Origin of the sequence: Pseudomonas sp. SCPG-7 (assembly GCF_002156405.1) — a bacterium.
Lineage (GTDB): Bacteria > Pseudomonadota > Gammaproteobacteria > Pseudomonadales > Pseudomonadaceae > Aquipseudomonas > Aquipseudomonas parakoreensis.
Window position 1 is genome coordinate 38,310 of record NZ_MVOO01000014.1, and the last position, 15,336, is coordinate 53,645.

14 protein-coding genes are annotated in these 15,336 nt (G+C 60.4%); 8 read left to right on the forward strand and 6 right to left on the reverse strand.

Annotation, left to right across the window (positions count from 1 at the left end; genetic code table 11):
- Positions 1 to 39 precede the first annotated feature (39 nt).
- Entirely contained in the window at positions 40 to 261 is a 222-nt protein-coding gene (locus B1722_RS22305; RefSeq protein ID WP_041069561.1) for a DUF1127 domain-containing protein, read from the forward strand.
- A 64-nt stretch (positions 262 to 325) separates the two neighbouring features.
- The gene (locus B1722_RS22310) at positions 326 to 1,552 is read left to right on the forward strand and encodes a winged helix-turn-helix domain-containing protein (protein WP_086794291.1); all 1,227 of its coding nucleotides are present in this window, start codon (positions 326 to 328) and stop codon (positions 1,550 to 1,552) included.
- A 181-nt stretch (positions 1,553 to 1,733) separates the two neighbouring features.
- On the opposite strand, the gene B1722_RS22315 is transcribed toward B1722_RS22310, so the two are convergent.
- Entirely contained in the window at positions 1,734 to 3,080 is a 1,347-nt protein-coding gene (locus B1722_RS22315) for a class II 3-deoxy-7-phosphoheptulonate synthase (protein ID WP_007964815.1), read from the reverse strand.
- A gap of 153 nt (positions 3,081 to 3,233) precedes the next feature.
- Here B1722_RS22315 and B1722_RS22320 point away from each other — a divergent pair, with 153 nt between their 5' ends.
- Positions 3,234 to 3,989: a spermidine synthase gene (locus B1722_RS22320; protein WP_041069570.1), complete on the forward strand. Its 756-nt coding sequence runs from the start codon at positions 3,234 to 3,236 to the stop codon at positions 3,987 to 3,989.
- Between the two features lie 113 nt (positions 3,990 to 4,102).
- On the opposite strand, the gene B1722_RS22325 is transcribed toward B1722_RS22320, so the two are convergent.
- Positions 4,103 to 4,894 carry a crotonase/enoyl-CoA hydratase family protein gene (locus tag B1722_RS22325; protein WP_041069573.1) on the reverse strand — a complete coding sequence of 264 codons (792 nt, stop codon included), beginning with the start codon at positions 4,892 to 4,894 and terminating at the stop codon, positions 4,103 to 4,105.
- Between the two features lie 421 nt (positions 4,895 to 5,315).
- Between B1722_RS22325 and B1722_RS22335 the strand changes: the two genes are divergently transcribed.
- Positions 5,316 to 6,989 carry a DEAD/DEAH box helicase gene (locus tag B1722_RS22335; protein WP_007964821.1) on the forward strand — a complete coding sequence of 558 codons (1,674 nt, stop codon included), beginning with the start codon at positions 5,316 to 5,318 and terminating at the stop codon, positions 6,987 to 6,989.
- Between the two features lie 117 nt (positions 6,990 to 7,106).
- Here B1722_RS22335 and B1722_RS22340 read toward each other — a convergent pair whose 3' ends face one another.
- Positions 7,107 to 7,874 (reverse strand): class III extradiol ring-cleavage dioxygenase, encoded by a 768-nt coding sequence (locus B1722_RS22340; protein ID WP_086794293.1) that lies wholly within the window; start codon positions 7,872 to 7,874, stop codon positions 7,107 to 7,109.
- 102 nt (positions 7,875 to 7,976) lie between these two features.
- Between B1722_RS22340 and B1722_RS22345 the strand changes: the two genes are divergently transcribed.
- The gene (locus B1722_RS22345; protein ID WP_086794295.1) at positions 7,977 to 8,633 is read left to right on the forward strand and encodes a thiopurine S-methyltransferase; all 657 of its coding nucleotides are present in this window, start codon (positions 7,977 to 7,979) and stop codon (positions 8,631 to 8,633) included.
- A 198-nt stretch (positions 8,634 to 8,831) separates the two neighbouring features.
- Here B1722_RS22345 and htpX read toward each other — a convergent pair whose 3' ends face one another.
- On the reverse strand, positions 8,832 to 9,719 hold the full coding sequence (gene htpX, locus B1722_RS22350; RefSeq protein ID WP_041069582.1) for a protease HtpX: 888 nt from the start codon (positions 9,717 to 9,719) through the stop codon (positions 8,832 to 8,834).
- Positions 9,720 to 10,022: 303 nt separating this feature from the next.
- Positions 10,023 to 11,234: a pyridoxal phosphate-dependent aminotransferase gene (locus tag B1722_RS22355; RefSeq protein WP_086794297.1), complete on the reverse strand. Its 1,212-nt coding sequence runs from the start codon at positions 11,232 to 11,234 to the stop codon at positions 10,023 to 10,025.
- A 223-nt stretch (positions 11,235 to 11,457) separates the two neighbouring features.
- On the opposite strand from B1722_RS22355, the gene msrB reads away from it, so the two are divergent.
- From msrB to B1722_RS22370, 3 genes are all read left to right on the forward strand, one after another.
- Positions 11,458 to 11,853: a peptide-methionine (R)-S-oxide reductase MsrB gene (gene msrB / locus B1722_RS22360; protein ID WP_041069831.1), complete on the forward strand. Its 396-nt coding sequence runs from the start codon at positions 11,458 to 11,460 to the stop codon at positions 11,851 to 11,853.
- Positions 11,854 to 12,044: 191 nt separating this feature from the next.
- Positions 12,045 to 12,530, forward strand: a complete 486-nt coding sequence (locus B1722_RS22365) for a glutathione peroxidase (protein WP_027613435.1) — start codon at positions 12,045 to 12,047, stop codon at positions 12,528 to 12,530.
- Complete coding sequence (locus B1722_RS22370) at positions 12,527 to 12,988, forward strand: MarR family winged helix-turn-helix transcriptional regulator (protein ID WP_086794299.1); 462 nt, start codon at positions 12,527 to 12,529, stop codon at positions 12,986 to 12,988. Before B1722_RS22365 ends, B1722_RS22370 begins: the two co-directional genes overlap by 4 nt.
- Here B1722_RS22370 and B1722_RS22375 read toward each other — a convergent pair.
- Positions 12,972 to 15,293: a response regulator gene (locus B1722_RS22375; protein WP_086794301.1), complete on the reverse strand. Its 2,322-nt coding sequence runs from the start codon at positions 15,291 to 15,293 to the stop codon at positions 12,972 to 12,974. The two genes, B1722_RS22370 and B1722_RS22375, sit on opposite strands and share 17 nt — an antisense overlap.
- Positions 15,294 to 15,336: the final 43 nt, after the last annotated feature.

A 15,336-nucleotide genomic window follows, 5' to 3' on the forward strand; every position in this document is an offset into this window, starting at 1 on the left:
CAGCGCGAGACTTGAGCCATCCACAAGGAGGGCAACACGATGAAAGGTCAAAGAGAATATGTAGACGACGCAAAATTTTCCGGCCACGGCCATATTGTTTCCGATCTGCTGCACAGGTTCAGCCGCTGGTACGAACTGCACCGTGAGCGCGAGTTGCTCGCCAGTCTGAGCGACGAAGCGCTGAAGGACATCGGGGTCAGCCGTGCCGACGTCGAGCACGAGGCCATCCGGCCGTTCTGGGACGATCCGATGCATAAATGATCAGGGCCTTACTACACAAACCACTTTCAGGTGAGGTAGGTTGCGAGCAGACAAGGAGATGCTCATGCCCGCGACTCTGGCCTTTTCTCTCAAACAGGCGCGACGTCTGGCGCTGGCCGCCCAAGGATTCAACGGGCGCCAGCCGCCAACCGTCAAGGCGTCGCAACTTAACCGGCTGATCGAACGGCTGGGTCTGCTGCAGATCGACTCCGTCAACGCCGTGGTGCGCTCGCACTACCTGCCGCTGTTTTCCCGTTTGGGTTCCTATTCCGCTGATTTGCTCGACCAGGCCGCCTGGAGTACGGGGCGACGTCGCACGTTGTTCGAGTACTGGGGTCATGAAGCGTCGTTGCTGCCATTGACCAAGTATCCGTTGATGGGTTGGCGCATGCAGCGGGCAAGGAATGGCAGGGACATTTATCAGCAACTGGCAAAGTTTGGTCTGGAGCAGCAGAGCGTTGTGCGCCGGGTCTTGAGTGCGGTCGAGGAGCGTGGTGCATTGGGTGCCGGCAGTCTGTCGACCCGCGAGGACAAGGCCGGGCAGTGGTGGGACTGGAGTGCGGAAAAGCATGCGCTGGAATGGTTGTTCGCTGCAGGTGAAGTGACCGTGGCCGGTCGCCGCGGTTTTGAGCGTTTGTATGATTTGCCGGAGCGGGTCATTCCCTCCTCGATTCTGCAACAAGCGTTACCTGACGAGGCTGAGGCGCAACGTGGCTTGTTGCTGCACGCGGCGCAGGCGCTCGGCGTCGGTACGGAAAAGGATCTGCGGGATTATTTCCGTTTGAATCCTGCGGATGCGCGCCCGCGTCTGGCGGAGCTGGTCGAGGACGGGCAGTTGCAGACCTGTGAAGTCGCCGGTTGGCGACAGATCGCCTACTGCCTGCCGGAACCGAAGGTGCCGCGCAAAGTGGTTGCCAGTGCACTGTTGTCACCGTTCGATTCGTTGATCTGGGAACGCAGTCGCACCGAGCGGCTGTTTGATTTCCGCTATCGGTTGGAGATTTATACGCCGCAAGACAAGCGGGTCTATGGCTATTACGTGCTGCCGTTCTTGCACAACGAGCGGATTGCCGCGCGGGTCGACCTGCGGGCCGAGCGAGCGTCGGGGCGCCTGGCGGTGCACGCGGTGCACGAGGAAGTGCCGGGGCTGGATGAAGAGGGGATGCTGGCGCTGGCGTTGAATCTGCGGCAGATGGCCGATTGGCTGGGGCTTGCGCGGGTTCAGCTTAATTGTCAGCGTGAGAGTGCGGCGCGGTTGCGGGTGGCGTTGGCGCAAATTGAGGGTGCCTGAACGACCTCATCGCCAGCAGGCTGGCTCCCACAGAGATCTTTGAGTGATTTTGACCCCTGTAGGAGCTGCCGAAGGCTGCGATCTTTTGATTTTGTTTTTCAAGATCAAAAGATCGCAGCCTTCGGCAGCTCCTACAGGGATAGAGGTCAATCCATGCCTGCTGGCGATGGGGCGACTCGGTCTAGCGGCGGACCTGTTTCAGAGTTTCCGCAATCAAAAACGCCAGTTCCAGCGACTGATCGGCATTCATCCGCGGATCGCAGTGGGTGTGATAACGATCCGACAACCCGTCTTCCGTGATCGGCCGCGCGCCACCGATGCACTCGGTGACATTCTGCCCGGTCATCTCGATGTGAATCCCGCCGGCATAAGTGCCTTCGGCTTCATGCACCTGGAAGAACTGCTTCACCTCACCCAGGATCTGCGCGAAGTCGCGGGTCTTGTAGCCGCTGCTGGCCTTGATCGTGTTGCCATGCATCGGGTCGGAACTCCACAGCACCTGCTTGCCTTCACGCTGTACCGCGCGGATCAGCGCCGGCAGGTGATCGCCGACCTTGTTCGCGCCCATCCGCGCAATCAGGTTCAGGCGGCCGGGGTCGTTGTCCGGGTTGAGCACGTCGATCAGGCGGATCAGGTCGTCCGGGTTCATGCTCGGGCCGACTTTGACGCCAATCGGGTTGTTCACCCCGCGCAGGAATTCGACGTGAGCACCGTCGAGCTGACGGGTACGGTCACCGATCCACAGCATGTGCGCCGAGCAATCGTAGTAATCGTTGGTCAGGCTGTCGCGACGCACGAACGCTTCTTCGTAGTTCAGCAGCAGCGCCTCGTGGGCGGTGAAAAAACTGGTTTCGCGCAGTTGCGGCGAGCTGTCCATGCCGCAGGCGCGCATGAATGCGAGGGTCTCATCGATGCGGTCGGCGAGGTGGCTGTATTTCTCGGCCAGTGCCGAGTTGGCGATGAAATCCAGGTTCCACTTGTGCACCTGATGCAGGTCGGCAAAGCCGCCCTGGGCAAAGGCGCGCAACAGGTTCAGGGTGGCGGTGGACTGGTGATAGGACTGCAGCAGGCGCTCCGGATCCGGCACGCGGCTCTTTTCGTCGAAACCGATGCCGTTGACGATGTCGCCCCGGTAGGCCGGCAGGGTCACACCGTCGATGGTCTCGTCGTTGGCCGAGCGCGGCTTGGCAAACTGGCCAGCCATGCGCCCGACCTTGACCACCGGGCAACCGGCGGCGAAGGTCATAACGATCGCCATTTGCAGCAGCACTTTAAAAGTGTCGCGAATCTTCGCCGCCGAGAACTCGGCAAAACTTTCCGCGCAATCGCCGCCCTGCAACAGGAACGCCCGGCCCTGAGTCACTTCGGCAAACTGGCGGCGCAGCTCGCGTGCTTCACCGGCAAACACCAGCGGCGGATAGCTGGCCAGGGTCTGCTCGACCTGGCGCAGATGCGCGGCGTCGGGGTATTGGGGTTGTTGCTGGATCGGCAGGGCGCGCCAGCTGTCAGGACTCCAGGGTTGGCTCATCACGGTCTCTAATGGGTTCTACGCACGGGAAGGCCATGGTAGCAGCAATTAGTGCGTGACCTGCTCCCGCCCCATCACCGACAATCGCCGCTTTGCCACGGCGCCGCAGCGGTGCCATCGCGTCACCGCGCCCGGTGACCATCAGGAGACGAAATGACTGAGGAGCGCGTCGAGCTGTTGCTCGCCGAGGTACAGGATGAGTTCGGCGTGATTCGCGTGCTGGAAGTAGCCGATTACCGCTTTCTGGAATTCGGCGATGCTATTGAGCAGAGCTGCGTGTTCACCGCCGATCCGAGCTGGCTGGAATACGACTACACCCGGGCGATGCTGATTGGCGCGTTGTGCCATGAACAACCGGAGAGCGCGCTGTTTCTTGGCCTCGGTGCCGGTACGCTGACCCAGGCCTGCCTCAAGTTCCTGCCGCTGGAAGATGTCGAAGCCATCGAACTGCGCCCGGACGTGCCGCGTTTGGCCATCGAATACCTGGGGCTGGATGACGATCCGCGTTTGTACATTCGGGTCGGCGATGCGCTGGAATTGCTGCCGACGGCCGAGCCTGCGGATCTGATCTTTGTCGACCTGTACACCGATGTCGGCCCGGGTGTCGGGCATCTGGCCTGGAGTTTTCTCGGTGACTGTCAGAAGCGTTTGAATCCGGGCGGCTGGCTGGTGATCAACCAGTGGGCCACCGATGATGGCAAACCCTTGGGCGCCGCGTTGCTGCGTGGGCTCTACCACCGGCATTACTGGGAACTGCCGGTGAAGGAGGGCAATGTGATTCTGATTGTGCCGGCGGATCTCGATCAGGAGCTCGACATGCAGGCGTTGACCGCCCGCGCTGAAGCGCTGGCGCCGCGGTTGGGGTATTCGTTGCAGTCGTTGATCAACAGTATTCGCCCAGCCACCTGAGCGGCGACTCGGTCAACTGTAGGAGCTGCCGAAGGCTGCGATCTTTTGACTTTGATTTTAGAAACAAGATCAAAAGATCGCAGCCTTCGGCAGCTCCTACAGGGAGGAGTTCATCAGATCCCTTTGAAGATGCCTGGCCGCCGCTCAACCAGCGAGCTGATGCCTTCCTTGGCATCCTCACTCCCCAGCAACTTCTTCACCATTGCCGGCAATCCTTGTGCCGCCGCCGTCTCACCTTCATACCGTGCCTGCCGCGCCGACATCAGCGTTGCCTGCACCCCCAACGGTGCCTGCCGGGCAATCCGTTCGGCCAGTTCGATCGCCCGTGGCAACAGATCCTCACTGGCCATTACTTCCTGTACCAAACCCAGGCGCAATGCATCATGCGCATCGAACTCATCGCCGGTCAGCAGCCAGCGCATCGCGTTGCCCCAGCCGGCCACCTGATGAAAACGCAAGGTCGCGCCACCAAAAGGAAAAATCCCCCGCTGCACTTCCATTTGCGCGAAGCGGGTATTGCTCGCGCACAGGTTGATGTCAGCGGCCAGCATCAACTCGATGCCGATGGTCAGGCAGTAGCCTTGTGCAGCCACAATCACCGGTTTGCTCACTCGCGGCCCGACGAAAACACCCCACGGGTCGCAACCGCCCGTCGGAACCTGCCAGCCTTCGGCGAGGGCGGCGCTGGTGTTGAGCAGATCCAGACCGGCGGTAAAGTGCTCGCCATGCCCGAACACCACGGCCACTCGCGCGTCACTGTCGGCCTCGAACTCACCATAGGCCAGGCTCAGGTCATTGAGCAGATCGAGGTCGAAGGCATTGCGTTTGGCGGCCCGGTCGAGGCCAATCAAGTGGACATGACCACGATGTTCGCGGCTGACGCGGCCGGGGCAGGGCTGATTCATGGGTAGATCCTCGGGCGGGAAGGGCGGGTGCAGCGACGGTATGCCGCACATCGATGAATCGTTTAAGCGTCATCACCCGCAAGGCCGGGCCTTTGCAAAATAGACCTTCGCACGATTATCCGCAAAACCCCGTTACACAGCGGTGACACAGCGATTCAGCTGATAAAAAAAGCTCCCTTTTTGGGCAAATTCCGGTATAGTGCGCGCCGGCCTTTAACCGGGCCGCGTTTAGGTAGCGCAATTCCCCGAAGTCAGCTTCGGCTGCACGTCCGCACTGCGGGCTCTTCCTTGACGATTCTTTTTCATTCATACGTTTTCGCAAATCCCCGCCGACAAAGCTGCCAGGGCGACTCTTGAGTCTCAACACGGCATGCGCAGCTTTGGAGCATGGGTCTTTGCGGATGCACTTAGAGGCAGACCCATGACCCAGGAAATCGGCGGCTTCGCCGCTCTTGAACTTCATCCCAATATTGTCGCTGCAGTAGTCGCTACCGGCTATGAAGAGCCTTCGGCCATTCAGCAGCAGTCGATCCCGATCATCCTCGCCGGTCACGATATGATTGGTCAGGCGCAAACCGGTACCGGTAAAACCGCTGCCTTTGCCCTGCCTATCCTGCACCGCATTGATCCGTCCAAGCGCGAGCCGCAAGCTCTGATCCTGGCCCCAACTCGTGAGTTGGCGCTACAAGTTGCAACCGCTTTCGAAACCTACGCCAAGCAAATGCCGGGCGTAACTGTTGTGGCTGTCTACGGCGGCGCGCCGATGGGCCCACAATTGAAAGCAATCCGTAATGGCGCACAGATCGTTGTCGCCACGCCGGGCCGTCTGTGCGACCACCTGCGTCGCGACGAAAAAGTCCTCGCTACCGTGAACCACCTGGTTCTGGACGAGGCGGACGAAATGCTCAAACTGGGCTTCATGGATGACCTGGAAGTGATCTTCAAGGCCATGCCGGAAACCCGTCAGACCGTATTGTTCTCGGCAACCTTGCCGCAGTCGATCCGTGCCATCGCCGAGCGCCACCTGCGCGATCCGAAGCACGTGAAGATCCAGAGCAAGACTCAGACCGTTACCGCGATCGAACAGGCTCACCTGTTGGTTCACGCTGACCAGAAGACCTCTGCCGTTCTCAGCTTGCTGGAAGTGGAAGACTTCGACGCGCTGATCATGTTCGTGCGCACCAAGCAAGCGACCCTGGATCTGGCCAGTGCCCTGGACGCCAAAGGCTACAAAGCCGCTGCGCTGAACGGTGACATCGCCCAGAACCAGCGTGAGCGCGTCATCGACTCGCTCAAGGATGGCCGTCTGGACATCGTTGTCGCGACCGACGTGGCTGCCCGTGGTCTGGACGTTCCGCGCATCACCCACGTGTTCAACGTGGACATGCCGTACGATCCGGAATCCTACGTGCACCGTATCGGCCGTACCGGCCGTGCCGGTCGCGAAGGTCGTGCGCTGCTGCTGGTGACTCCACGTGAACGCCGCATGCTGCAAGTGATCGAGCGTGTCACCGGCCAGAAAGTTGCCGAAGTGCGTCTGCCGGACGCTCAAGCTGTGCTCGATGCACGCATCAAGAAACTGACCAACAGCCTGTCGCCGCTGGTTGCCGATGCCGAATCGACTCACGGCGAGCTGCTCGATCGTCTGACCGCTGACATCGGTTGCACCCCGCGTGCACTGGCTGCAGCCCTGCTGCGCAAGGCAACCAACGGTCAAGCGCTGAACCTGGCAGCGATCGAGAAGGAACGTCCACTGGTGCCGAACAACGCACCGCGTGGCGACCGTCCTGAGCGTTCCGGTGATCGTCCTGATCGTGGTGACCGCGAGCGTCGCGCGCCAATGCCTCTGGGCGAAGGCCGTGCCCGTTGCCGTACCGCGCTGGGTGCGCGTGACGGTATCGCCGCCAAGAACCTGCTGGGTGCCATCCTCAACGAAGGTGGTCTGGCCCGCGAAGCGATCGGTCGCATTCAGGTGCGTGACAGCTTCAGCCTCGTCGAGCTGCCGGAAGATGGTCTGGACAAACTCCTGACCAAGCTGAAGGACACTCGCGTCGCTGGCAAGCAACTGAAACTGCGTCGCTACCGCGAAGATTGATCTGCCCTCGGGCTGATTGATCAAACATGAAAAATCCCCGACTGGTTCGGGGATTTTTTATGTCTGCTTTTTGCCTCGCCCCACAACCCTGTGGGAGCTGGCTTGCCAGCGATGACGTCAGCCGAAGCGATAGATATCCATACCCAGTGCACCCATCGTGAAGCCTTTATGCGCTACGCGGAACTCACCTCCCGCGCCACGGGCGAAATACAACGGCAACAAATGCTCATCACTCGGATGGCTGCGCACCGCATTTGGTGCCTGCTGACGATAGTCGTGCAACGCCGCTTCGTCATTGGCCGCCAACTTGTCGATCATCCAGTCACGAAAATCCCGCGCCCACGGCTCGACGCTTTCCGGGCCGGCATGCCAGTCCAGCTCGCGCAGGTTGTGGGTGATGCTGCCGGAGCCGATCAGCAAAATACCCTGCTCGCGCAGACTCGCCAGTGCGTGCCCGACACGGGTTTGCAACACCGGGCCGCCGCGACTCGGCAGCGATACCTGCACCACCGGAATATCCGCCTGCGGGTACATCAGTGACAGCGGCACCCAGACGCCGTGGTCGAACGGTCGTTGCGCATCGAGGCGAGCCGGCAGATGGGCAGCGTTGAGCAGTTCGGCCACTTCGGTGGCCAGTTGCGGATTGCCCGGAGCCGGATATTGCACTTCAAACAGGGCGCGGGGAAAACCGCCGAAGTCATGCCAGGTTTCGGGTTGCGAATGGCTGCTGACCCGCAATTCCTGGCTTTCCCAGTGGGCAGAGACAATCACGATGGCTTTCGGTTTGGGCAGTTCAGCCGCCAGGCGCTGCAGAGCCGGGCCGCTGGCGCCTGGCTCCAGAGCAAGCATGGGTGAACCATGGGAAATAAACAGGCTGGGAAACATGATGGGTTCCTGAGCGGTAAGATGGTGCCATCTTCAGTCAGATCATTGATCTAAATCTAATATAAGTTTTAACGCCTTTTGATCGAATTTTTGGGGTGAAGCATGCAGCCTGAGTTTTGGCACAAGAAGTGGGAATCCAATCAGATCGGCTTTCATCTGCCTGAGGTCAACCCGTATTTGCAGCGTCACTGGCCGCAGTTGGCGATCCCGATGCAGGCGCGGGTGCTGGTGCCGTTGTGCGGCAAAAGCCTGGATCTGTTGTGGCTGGCCGGGCGCGGACATCAGGTGCTCGGGGTCGAGTTGTCGCAGAAGGCCATCGAGGACTTCTTCAGTGAGCATCAGGTAACGCCGCAGGTCAGCGACGAGGGACCGTTCAAGGTCTATCGCGGCGATTCCATCGAGTTGTGGTGCGGTGATTTCTTCGCGCTGACTGCAGACGATGTAGCGGACTGCGCGGCATTGTACGACCGCGCAGCGTTGATCGCCTTGCCGCCTGCGATGCGTGAACGCTATGCGGCGCATCTGCAGCAAATCCTGCCGCCGGTTGTGCAAGGGCTGTTGATCACACTGGATTACGATCAGGCGCAGATGTCCGGGCCACCGTTTGCGGTGAGCGATGATGAGGTGCAGCGCTTGCTGGCGGGTGCCTGGCAGGTGCGAATGCTGGAAGAGCAGGATGTGCTGGGGGAGAGCTGGAAGTTTCTGCAGGCGGGGGTGACGCGGTTGGAGGAGCGGGTTTACCGGGTTTCTGGTCGATAGGTTTGTACTGGCTGTGCGGGCCCCATCGCTGGCAAGCCAGCTCCCACAGTGATCTGCTTCGTCCTCGAATCCAGAAAACACCACAAAACCCTGTGGGAGCTGGCTTGCCAGCGATGGGTCCAGATCAGCCAACACACAATCCCGAGCACAAAAAAGGCCCGCATCACTGCGGGCCTTTTTATTGTTACGCCGGTCGGATCAACCGCGACGACGCAGCGCGTCGATACGCTCTTCCAGCGGCGGGTGGCTCATGAACATGCGGGCAAAGCCCTGTTTGATGCCACCGTTGATGCCGAAGGCGTTCAGAGTGTCCGGCATGTGTACCGGCAGGCCCTGTTCGGCGCGCAGGCGTTGCAGCGCGCCGATCATCGCGTTGGTGCCCGCCAGACGTGCGCCGGCTTCGTCGGCACGGAATTCGCGCTTGCGCGAGAACCACATGACGATAGCGCTGGCGAGGATGCCCAGGACCAGTTCGGCGAAGATGGTCGCCACGTAGTAGGCAATGCCCTGGCCTTCTTCGTTCTTGAAAATCACCTTGTCGACGAAGTTGCCGATGATCCGCGCAAAGAACATCACGAAGGTGTTCACCACGCCCTGGATCAGCGCCAGGGTGACCATGTCACCGTTGGCCACGTGACCGATTTCGTGGGCCAGAACGGCTTTCACTTCATCCGGCGAAAAACGCTCGAGCAAGCCCTGGCTGACTGCGACCAAAGCGTCGTTCTTGTTCCAGCCGGTCGCAAAGGCATTGGCCTCGTAGGCCGGAAAAATACCGACTTCGGGCATCTTGATCCCGGCTTCGCGGGACAGTTGCTCGACGGTTTGCAGCAGCCATTGTTCATGCCGGGTACGTGGCTGGCTGATGATCTGGGTGCCGGTGCTCATCTTGGCCATCCACTTTGAGATGAACAGCGAGAACAGCGAACCGGCGAAACCAAAGACCGCACAGAAAACCAGCAGCTGACTGAGGTTGAGATCAACCCCGTTGGCCGCCATGAACCCGTTGAAGCCGAACAGGCTCAGGGTGATGCTGGCTATCAGCACGACCGCCAGGTTAGTGGCCAAAAACAGCAGGATGCGCATCATGGTTGTAGAAATCTCCTCAAGCTAAAGATGTAGCGTACTGCGGGGTATATAAGGTGCGGCACGGGGTGATTCAACTGAGTGACTATTTCAAACTGTGTCCTACAGCGGATTCCGGGGCTGCAGGCCATTGCCCACGACCGAAACCGAAAGGGATGACAGCCAGCCGCCACCCGCCACCACTGCGCCAGAGGCGTGTGGACTATACGAATCGCAAGTGTAGAAGGCCCTGCGAGGCGGGGAGGGCAGAAGTGTTGCTGAATCAGACAGTGCGCAACGTTCGGGCCGTTGCGCACTGTCGACCGGTTATTGGCGGTAGGACTTGAGGAAGTTGCCGATACGTCCGATGGCCATCTCGAGGTCGTCGACGCGGGGCAGGGTCACCACGCGGAAGTGATCCGGCCACGGCCAGTTGAAGGCCGTGCCTTGCACCACCAGCAGCTTCTCGGAGAGCAGCAGGTCGAGGACGAATTTTTCGTCGTTGTGGATCGGGCAGACCTTCGGGTCGATCCGCGGGAATGCATACAGCGCGCCCATCGGCTTGACGCAGCTGACGCCCGGAATGTCGTTGAGCAACTCCCAGGTACGGTTGCGCTGCTCCAGCAGGCGACCTTGCGGCAGCACCAGATCATTGATGCTCTGATAACCGCCGAGGGCAGTCTGGATCGCGTGCTGGCTCGGCACGTTGGCGCACAGGCGCATGTTGGCCAGCATGTCGATGCCTTCGATGTAGCTCTGGGCATTGTGTTTCGGCCCGGAGATGGCGATCCAGCCGGAGCGGAAACCCGCCACGCGGTAGGATTTCGACAGCCCGTTGAAGGTCAGGCACAGCAGGTCCGGCGCCAGCGAGGCGGTGCAGATGTGCACGGCATCTTCATAAAGAATCTTGTCGTAGATCTCGTCGGAGAACACCACCAGGTTGTGCGCGCGGGCGATTTCCAGCATGCCCAGCAGTACTTCCTTCGAGTACACCGCACCGGTCGGGTTGTTCGGGTTGATGATCACCATGGCCTTGGTGTTCGGCGTGATCTTGGCCTTGATGTCGGCCAGATCCGGGAACCAGTCGGCACCCTCGTCGCACAGGTAGTGCACGGCATTGCCGCCGGCCAGGCTCACGGCGGCGGTCCAGAGCGGGTAGTCCGGGGCCGGTACCAGCACTTCGTCACCGTTGTTGAGCAGCGCCTGCAGCGACATCACGATCAGCTCGGACACGCCGTTGCCCAGGTAGATGTCTTCGATGCCGACACCTTCGACATTCTTTTGCTGGTAGTACTGCATCACCGCTTTACGGGCGCTGAACAGGCCTTTGGAGTCGCTGTAGCCTTGGGCGGTCGGCAGGTTGCGGATCACGTCCTGGAGAATTTCGTCCGGCGCTTCGAAACCAAACGGTGCCGGGTTGCCGATGTTCAGCTTGAGGATGCGCTGGCCTTCCTCCTCCAGACGTTTGGCGTGCTTGAGCACCGGTCCGCGAATGTCGTAGCAGACGTTGGCGAGCTTGTTCGATTTGCTGAACTGCATGGCGATGTGATCCCGAAAATGAACGATCCAGACGGCGGATGGCCAACCGTACTGGGATTCCTGCGTCTTCGCACAGGCGGAGTCTTGCGCGGTGGCGCCAATAATCCGTTTGAATGCACCCGGTCTGGCTGCCAGACTGGCGTGTGACGAGGCGCAATCATACGTGCCACCCGATCCGTGGAAAAGGTACAGATCGGGCTTTTTCAGCCGTTGAGGTGTGATGATGGAAAAGTTGGAAAAAACCCTGGAAGAATGGCGTGCGATGCTCGATCCCGAGCAGTACAACGTGTGCCGGCTCAGTGCGACCGAACGGCCGTTCTCCGGCAAATACAACGCCACCAAAACCGACGGCATTTATCATTGCGTCTGCTGCAATGAGCCGCTGTTCGACTCCCAAACCAAATTCGATTCCGGCTGCGGCTGGCCGAGCTTCTACGCGCCGATCGGCGAAAGCGCCATGACCGAAATCCGCGATACCAGTCACGGCATGATCCGCACCGAGGTCAAATGCGCTCGCTGTGACGCGCATCTGGGCCACGTGTTTCCCGATGGTCCGCCACCGACCGGCCTGCGTTATTGCATCAACTCGGTGTGTCTGAATCTCGAGCCGCGCGATTGAACTGCTCACTCGACCGGCTGGTTTGATCCACCCTGTAGGAGCTGCCGAAGGCTGCGATCTCTTGATTTTTAAAGATCAAAAGATCGCAGCCTTCGGCAGCTCCTACATGATGGCAACTCAATTAATTAAATTGCACACAATTTAATTGCTCGCTATGTTTGGCCTTTGCCGATAACCCGTGGAGCCGTGTCATGAGCGACAACCTGCTGAATATTCCTGTCACCACCATCAAGGGTGAACAAAAGACCCTGGCCGATTTCGCCGGCAAGGCCGTTCTGGTGGTCAACACCGCCAGCAAATGCGGCTTCACCCCGCAATACAAAGGCCTGGAAGAGCTGTGGCAGACCTACAAAGATCAGGGCCTGGTGGTGCTGGGGTTTCCATGTAATCAGTTCGGCAAGCAGGAGCCAGGCAACGAGGGTGCGATCAGCGAATTCTGTGAGCTGAATTACGGCGTGAGTTTCCCGTTGTTCAAGAAGATCGATGTCAACGGTTCTGATGCGCATCCACTGTTCGTACAGTTGAAAAAACGCGCTCCGGGTCTGCTCGGCTCCGAGGGCATCAAGTGGAATTTCACCAAGTTCCTGATCGGCAAGGATGGGCAACTGGTCAAGCGTTTTGCCCCGACCACCAAGCCGCAGGACATCAGCGGCGAGATCGAAGCCCTGCTCAAATGAACGGCCTGCCCGACGATTCGCTGAAGCTCGACAGTCAGTTGTGCTTCAAGTTGTATGCCGCGTCCCGGGCGGTGATTCGCGCTTACAAGCCGATGCTTGATCAGCTCGGCCTGACGTACCCGCAGTACCTGGTGATGCTGGTGCTGTGGGAGTGGCAGGACAGAGCGCCGGAGCAACCGACGGTCAAGGCATTGGGCGAGCGTCTGGCGCTGGACTCCGGCACTCTGACGCCGTTGCTCAAGCGGCTTGAGCAATTGCAGTGGGTGCAGCGCCAGCGCTCGACGCGTGACGAGCGTGAAGTGCATCTAAGCCTGACCACCCAGGGCCAGGCGTTGCGCGAGCAGGTTGGGCCGCTCAAGGCCCGATTGTTGTGCGACAGCGGCGTGGATCTTGATCGGCTCAATGATTTGCGTAACGGTCTCGATCACCTGCTGGGGCAGATCAAGGCGCTGACGTAGTCGGAATCCACTGGTCGAGCAGGGCCGCCAGCTCTTCGCGGCGGAACGGCTTGGCCAGATAATCGCTCATGCCGGCGGCACGGCAGCGCTCGCGCTCCTCGGACATGGCGTTGGCGGTCAGTGCCACGATCGGGAGGTGCGGCCAGCGCCCGCTCTGGCGAATCTGCCGGCTCGCTTCGTAGCCGTCCATCACCGGCATGTTGCAGTCCATCAGCACCAGGTCGAACTCATCGTGCTCCAGTTGATCCAGCGCTTCGGCGCCGTGGGCGGCGACCACCACGTCGCACCCGAGCTTGCCAAGCATGCCTTTGGCCACCAACTGGTTGACCGGATTGTCCTCCACCAGCAGCACGCGTCCGCGGCGTTGAACCGGCTGGCTTTCCTGCTGCGCATCGTTGTTCGTGGTGATGTCTGCGAGCAGAATGCGCCGCAGGATCTGATACAGCGCGTTGCGTGCCAGTGGTCGGGCCTGTTGCTGCAATGGCGCCAGCGCTGCGGCCTCTTCGCTGGGCATGAAGCTGCCATAAGCGGTCACCACCAGGATCGGCGCGCTGAGGGTCGGGCGCAGACTGAACAGGCATTCCGGGCAATCGGTGATCAGCAGATCGGGTGACAGGCCCAGCAACGGATCGTCCATGGTGCGCTGTTCATAAGTCACGCCCCACACCGGCAGCAATGTTTTGAGCAGTTCCGCCAAGCCGCTGCTGGCCGCGGTGATCGCCAGTACCTTGCCGTGCAGCGGTGGCGGCATGATCGCCCGGGTATGGCACGGCAGCGGCAGGTCGGCACAAAACTGACTGCCGAATCCGGCCTCGGAACTGATGGTCAGTCGACCCTGCATGGCTTCACAGAGGTTGTAGGTCAGCGCCAGGCCGAGACCGGTGCCGCCATACTGCCGGGTGATACCGGCGCCCGCCTGGGTGAACGGCTGGAAGATTTTCACCTGGGCTTCCTGGGCGATGCCGATACCGGTGTCGCGGACCTCGATACGGACCCCGTCGTTATGGGCTGACAGACGCACATCAACCCGGCCGAAGCGGGTGAACTTCAGGGCATTGGACAACAGGTTGCTGACGATCTGCCGCACCCGGGTCGGGTCTCCCAGCACCAGAGCGGGGAAGTGCGGATCGATCAGGCAGGTCAGCTCGACGCTCGGCGCGGCGTTCTGCGACAGCAGGTTGGCGGTATCCTCGATCAGCGAGCCGAGGTCGAACGGGATGTGCTCGAGCTCCAGTTGCCCGGCATCGAACTTGGACAGGTCGAGAATATCGTTGAGCAGCTCCACCAGCACCTTGCCCGAGTCATGGGCAATTGACAGCTGTTGCTGTTGTTCGGCGTTCAGCGGGCCGTCAAGGGACAGGGCGATCATGCCCAGCAGACCGTTGAGCGGGGTGCGGATCTCGTGACTCATGTTGGCAAGGAACGCCGAGCGTGCTTCGGCCATGTCCAGTGCGGTGCTGCGGGCGATCTCCAGTTCTTCGTTGGACTGGCTGAGCCGGGTGTTGATCGCCTTGAGCTCGGCGGTGCGGGCCGAAACGATGTGCTCCAGCTGCCCGAGGTAGTCGGTCAGGCGGTTTTCGGCGTTGCGGCGCTGCTGGATTTCCGTGGCGATGTTTTCGAACTGCTGGTTGGCGACTTTGACCAGCACGCCGATTTCGTCATTGGCGTGTCCGGCCGGGCATTCCAGCGTTGTCGGTTCTGCACTGCGTGCGTCGCGCGCACTGAGTTCACGAATCAGCCGTACCAGTGGCTTGGTCAGCATCACGTAGAACAACGCCAGCAGGATCCCGGTGAGGATCAGGCTGCGGGCAAACCCGTTGAGCAAAGTGACTTCGGCGCGGCGCAGGAAACGGCTGCCGAACGCGTACGTGTCGACTTCAAGGCTGAGGATGCCCAATGATTCGTCGGGCAGGTGGTCGAGGTACAGACGGTCTTCGAACTGGCGTTTGGCGCCGAACAGGAAGTCGCTGATCACCCGATAGCCGCTTTGCAGCTCCGGGCGTTTGACGTTGGCCAGCACGTTGCCGTTGTTGTCCGTCAGTTGCGCCGAGATGATCGCCGGCGAACGCAACAGCCCCAGGGTCAGTTCCTGCGCCAGTTCCGCGTCGATGTTGTAGGCGATCCGCGATGCCGGATTGTGGCTGATTTCCAGCAAAGACAGGATTTCACGGTTGATGGAGGCGTCTTCGCTGGCATAATCGATGCCGATTTGCAGCAGGCTGAGCAGCGTGCCCAGAATGAACCCGACCAGCACAGTGAATCTGGCTTGCTTGTAAGACAGCCGGTGGGTGAATTTGATATCCATGGGGTGTTGAACCACTTCCGTTTCCCTTCGCTGCTCAAGCATA

Excerpts from the sequence above, each read along its gene's own strand:
- htpX (WP_041069582.1), bottom strand. The coding sequence starts at position 9,719 with ATGATGCGCATCCTGCTGTTTTTGGCCACTAACCTGGCGGTCGTGCTG.
- B1722_RS22370 (WP_086794299.1), top strand. The coding sequence starts at position 12,527 with ATGAACGGCCTGCCCGACGATTCGCTGAAGCTCGACAGTCAGTTGTGC.
- B1722_RS22355 (WP_086794297.1), bottom strand. The coding sequence starts at position 11,234 with ATGCAGTTCAGCAAATCGAACAAGCTCGCCAACGTCTGCTACGACATT.
- B1722_RS22310 (WP_086794291.1), top strand. The coding sequence starts at position 326 with ATGCCCGCGACTCTGGCCTTTTCTCTCAAACAGGCGCGACGTCTGGCG.
- B1722_RS22345 (WP_086794295.1), top strand. The coding sequence starts at position 7,977 with ATGCAGCCTGAGTTTTGGCACAAGAAGTGGGAATCCAATCAGATCGGC.
- B1722_RS22335 (WP_007964821.1), top strand. The coding sequence starts at position 5,316 with ATGACCCAGGAAATCGGCGGCTTCGCCGCTCTTGAACTTCATCCCAAT.
- B1722_RS22340 (WP_086794293.1), bottom strand. The coding sequence starts at position 7,874 with ATGTTTCCCAGCCTGTTTATTTCCCATGGTTCACCCATGCTTGCTCTG.
- B1722_RS22320 (WP_041069570.1), top strand. The coding sequence starts at position 3,234 with ATGACTGAGGAGCGCGTCGAGCTGTTGCTCGCCGAGGTACAGGATGAG.
- msrB (WP_041069831.1), top strand. The coding sequence starts at position 11,458 with ATGGAAAAGTTGGAAAAAACCCTGGAAGAATGGCGTGCGATGCTCGAT.
- B1722_RS22325 (WP_041069573.1), bottom strand. The coding sequence starts at position 4,894 with ATGAATCAGCCCTGCCCCGGCCGCGTCAGCCGCGAACATCGTGGTCAT.
- B1722_RS22305 (WP_041069561.1), top strand. The coding sequence starts at position 40 with ATGAAAGGTCAAAGAGAATATGTAGACGACGCAAAATTTTCCGGCCAC.
- B1722_RS22375 (WP_086794301.1), bottom strand. The coding sequence starts at position 15,293 with ATGGATATCAAATTCACCCACCGGCTGTCTTACAAGCAAGCCAGATTC.
- B1722_RS22365 (WP_027613435.1), top strand. The coding sequence starts at position 12,045 with ATGAGCGACAACCTGCTGAATATTCCTGTCACCACCATCAAGGGTGAA.
- B1722_RS22315 (WP_007964815.1), bottom strand. The coding sequence starts at position 3,080 with ATGAGCCAACCCTGGAGTCCTGACAGCTGGCGCGCCCTGCCGATCCAG.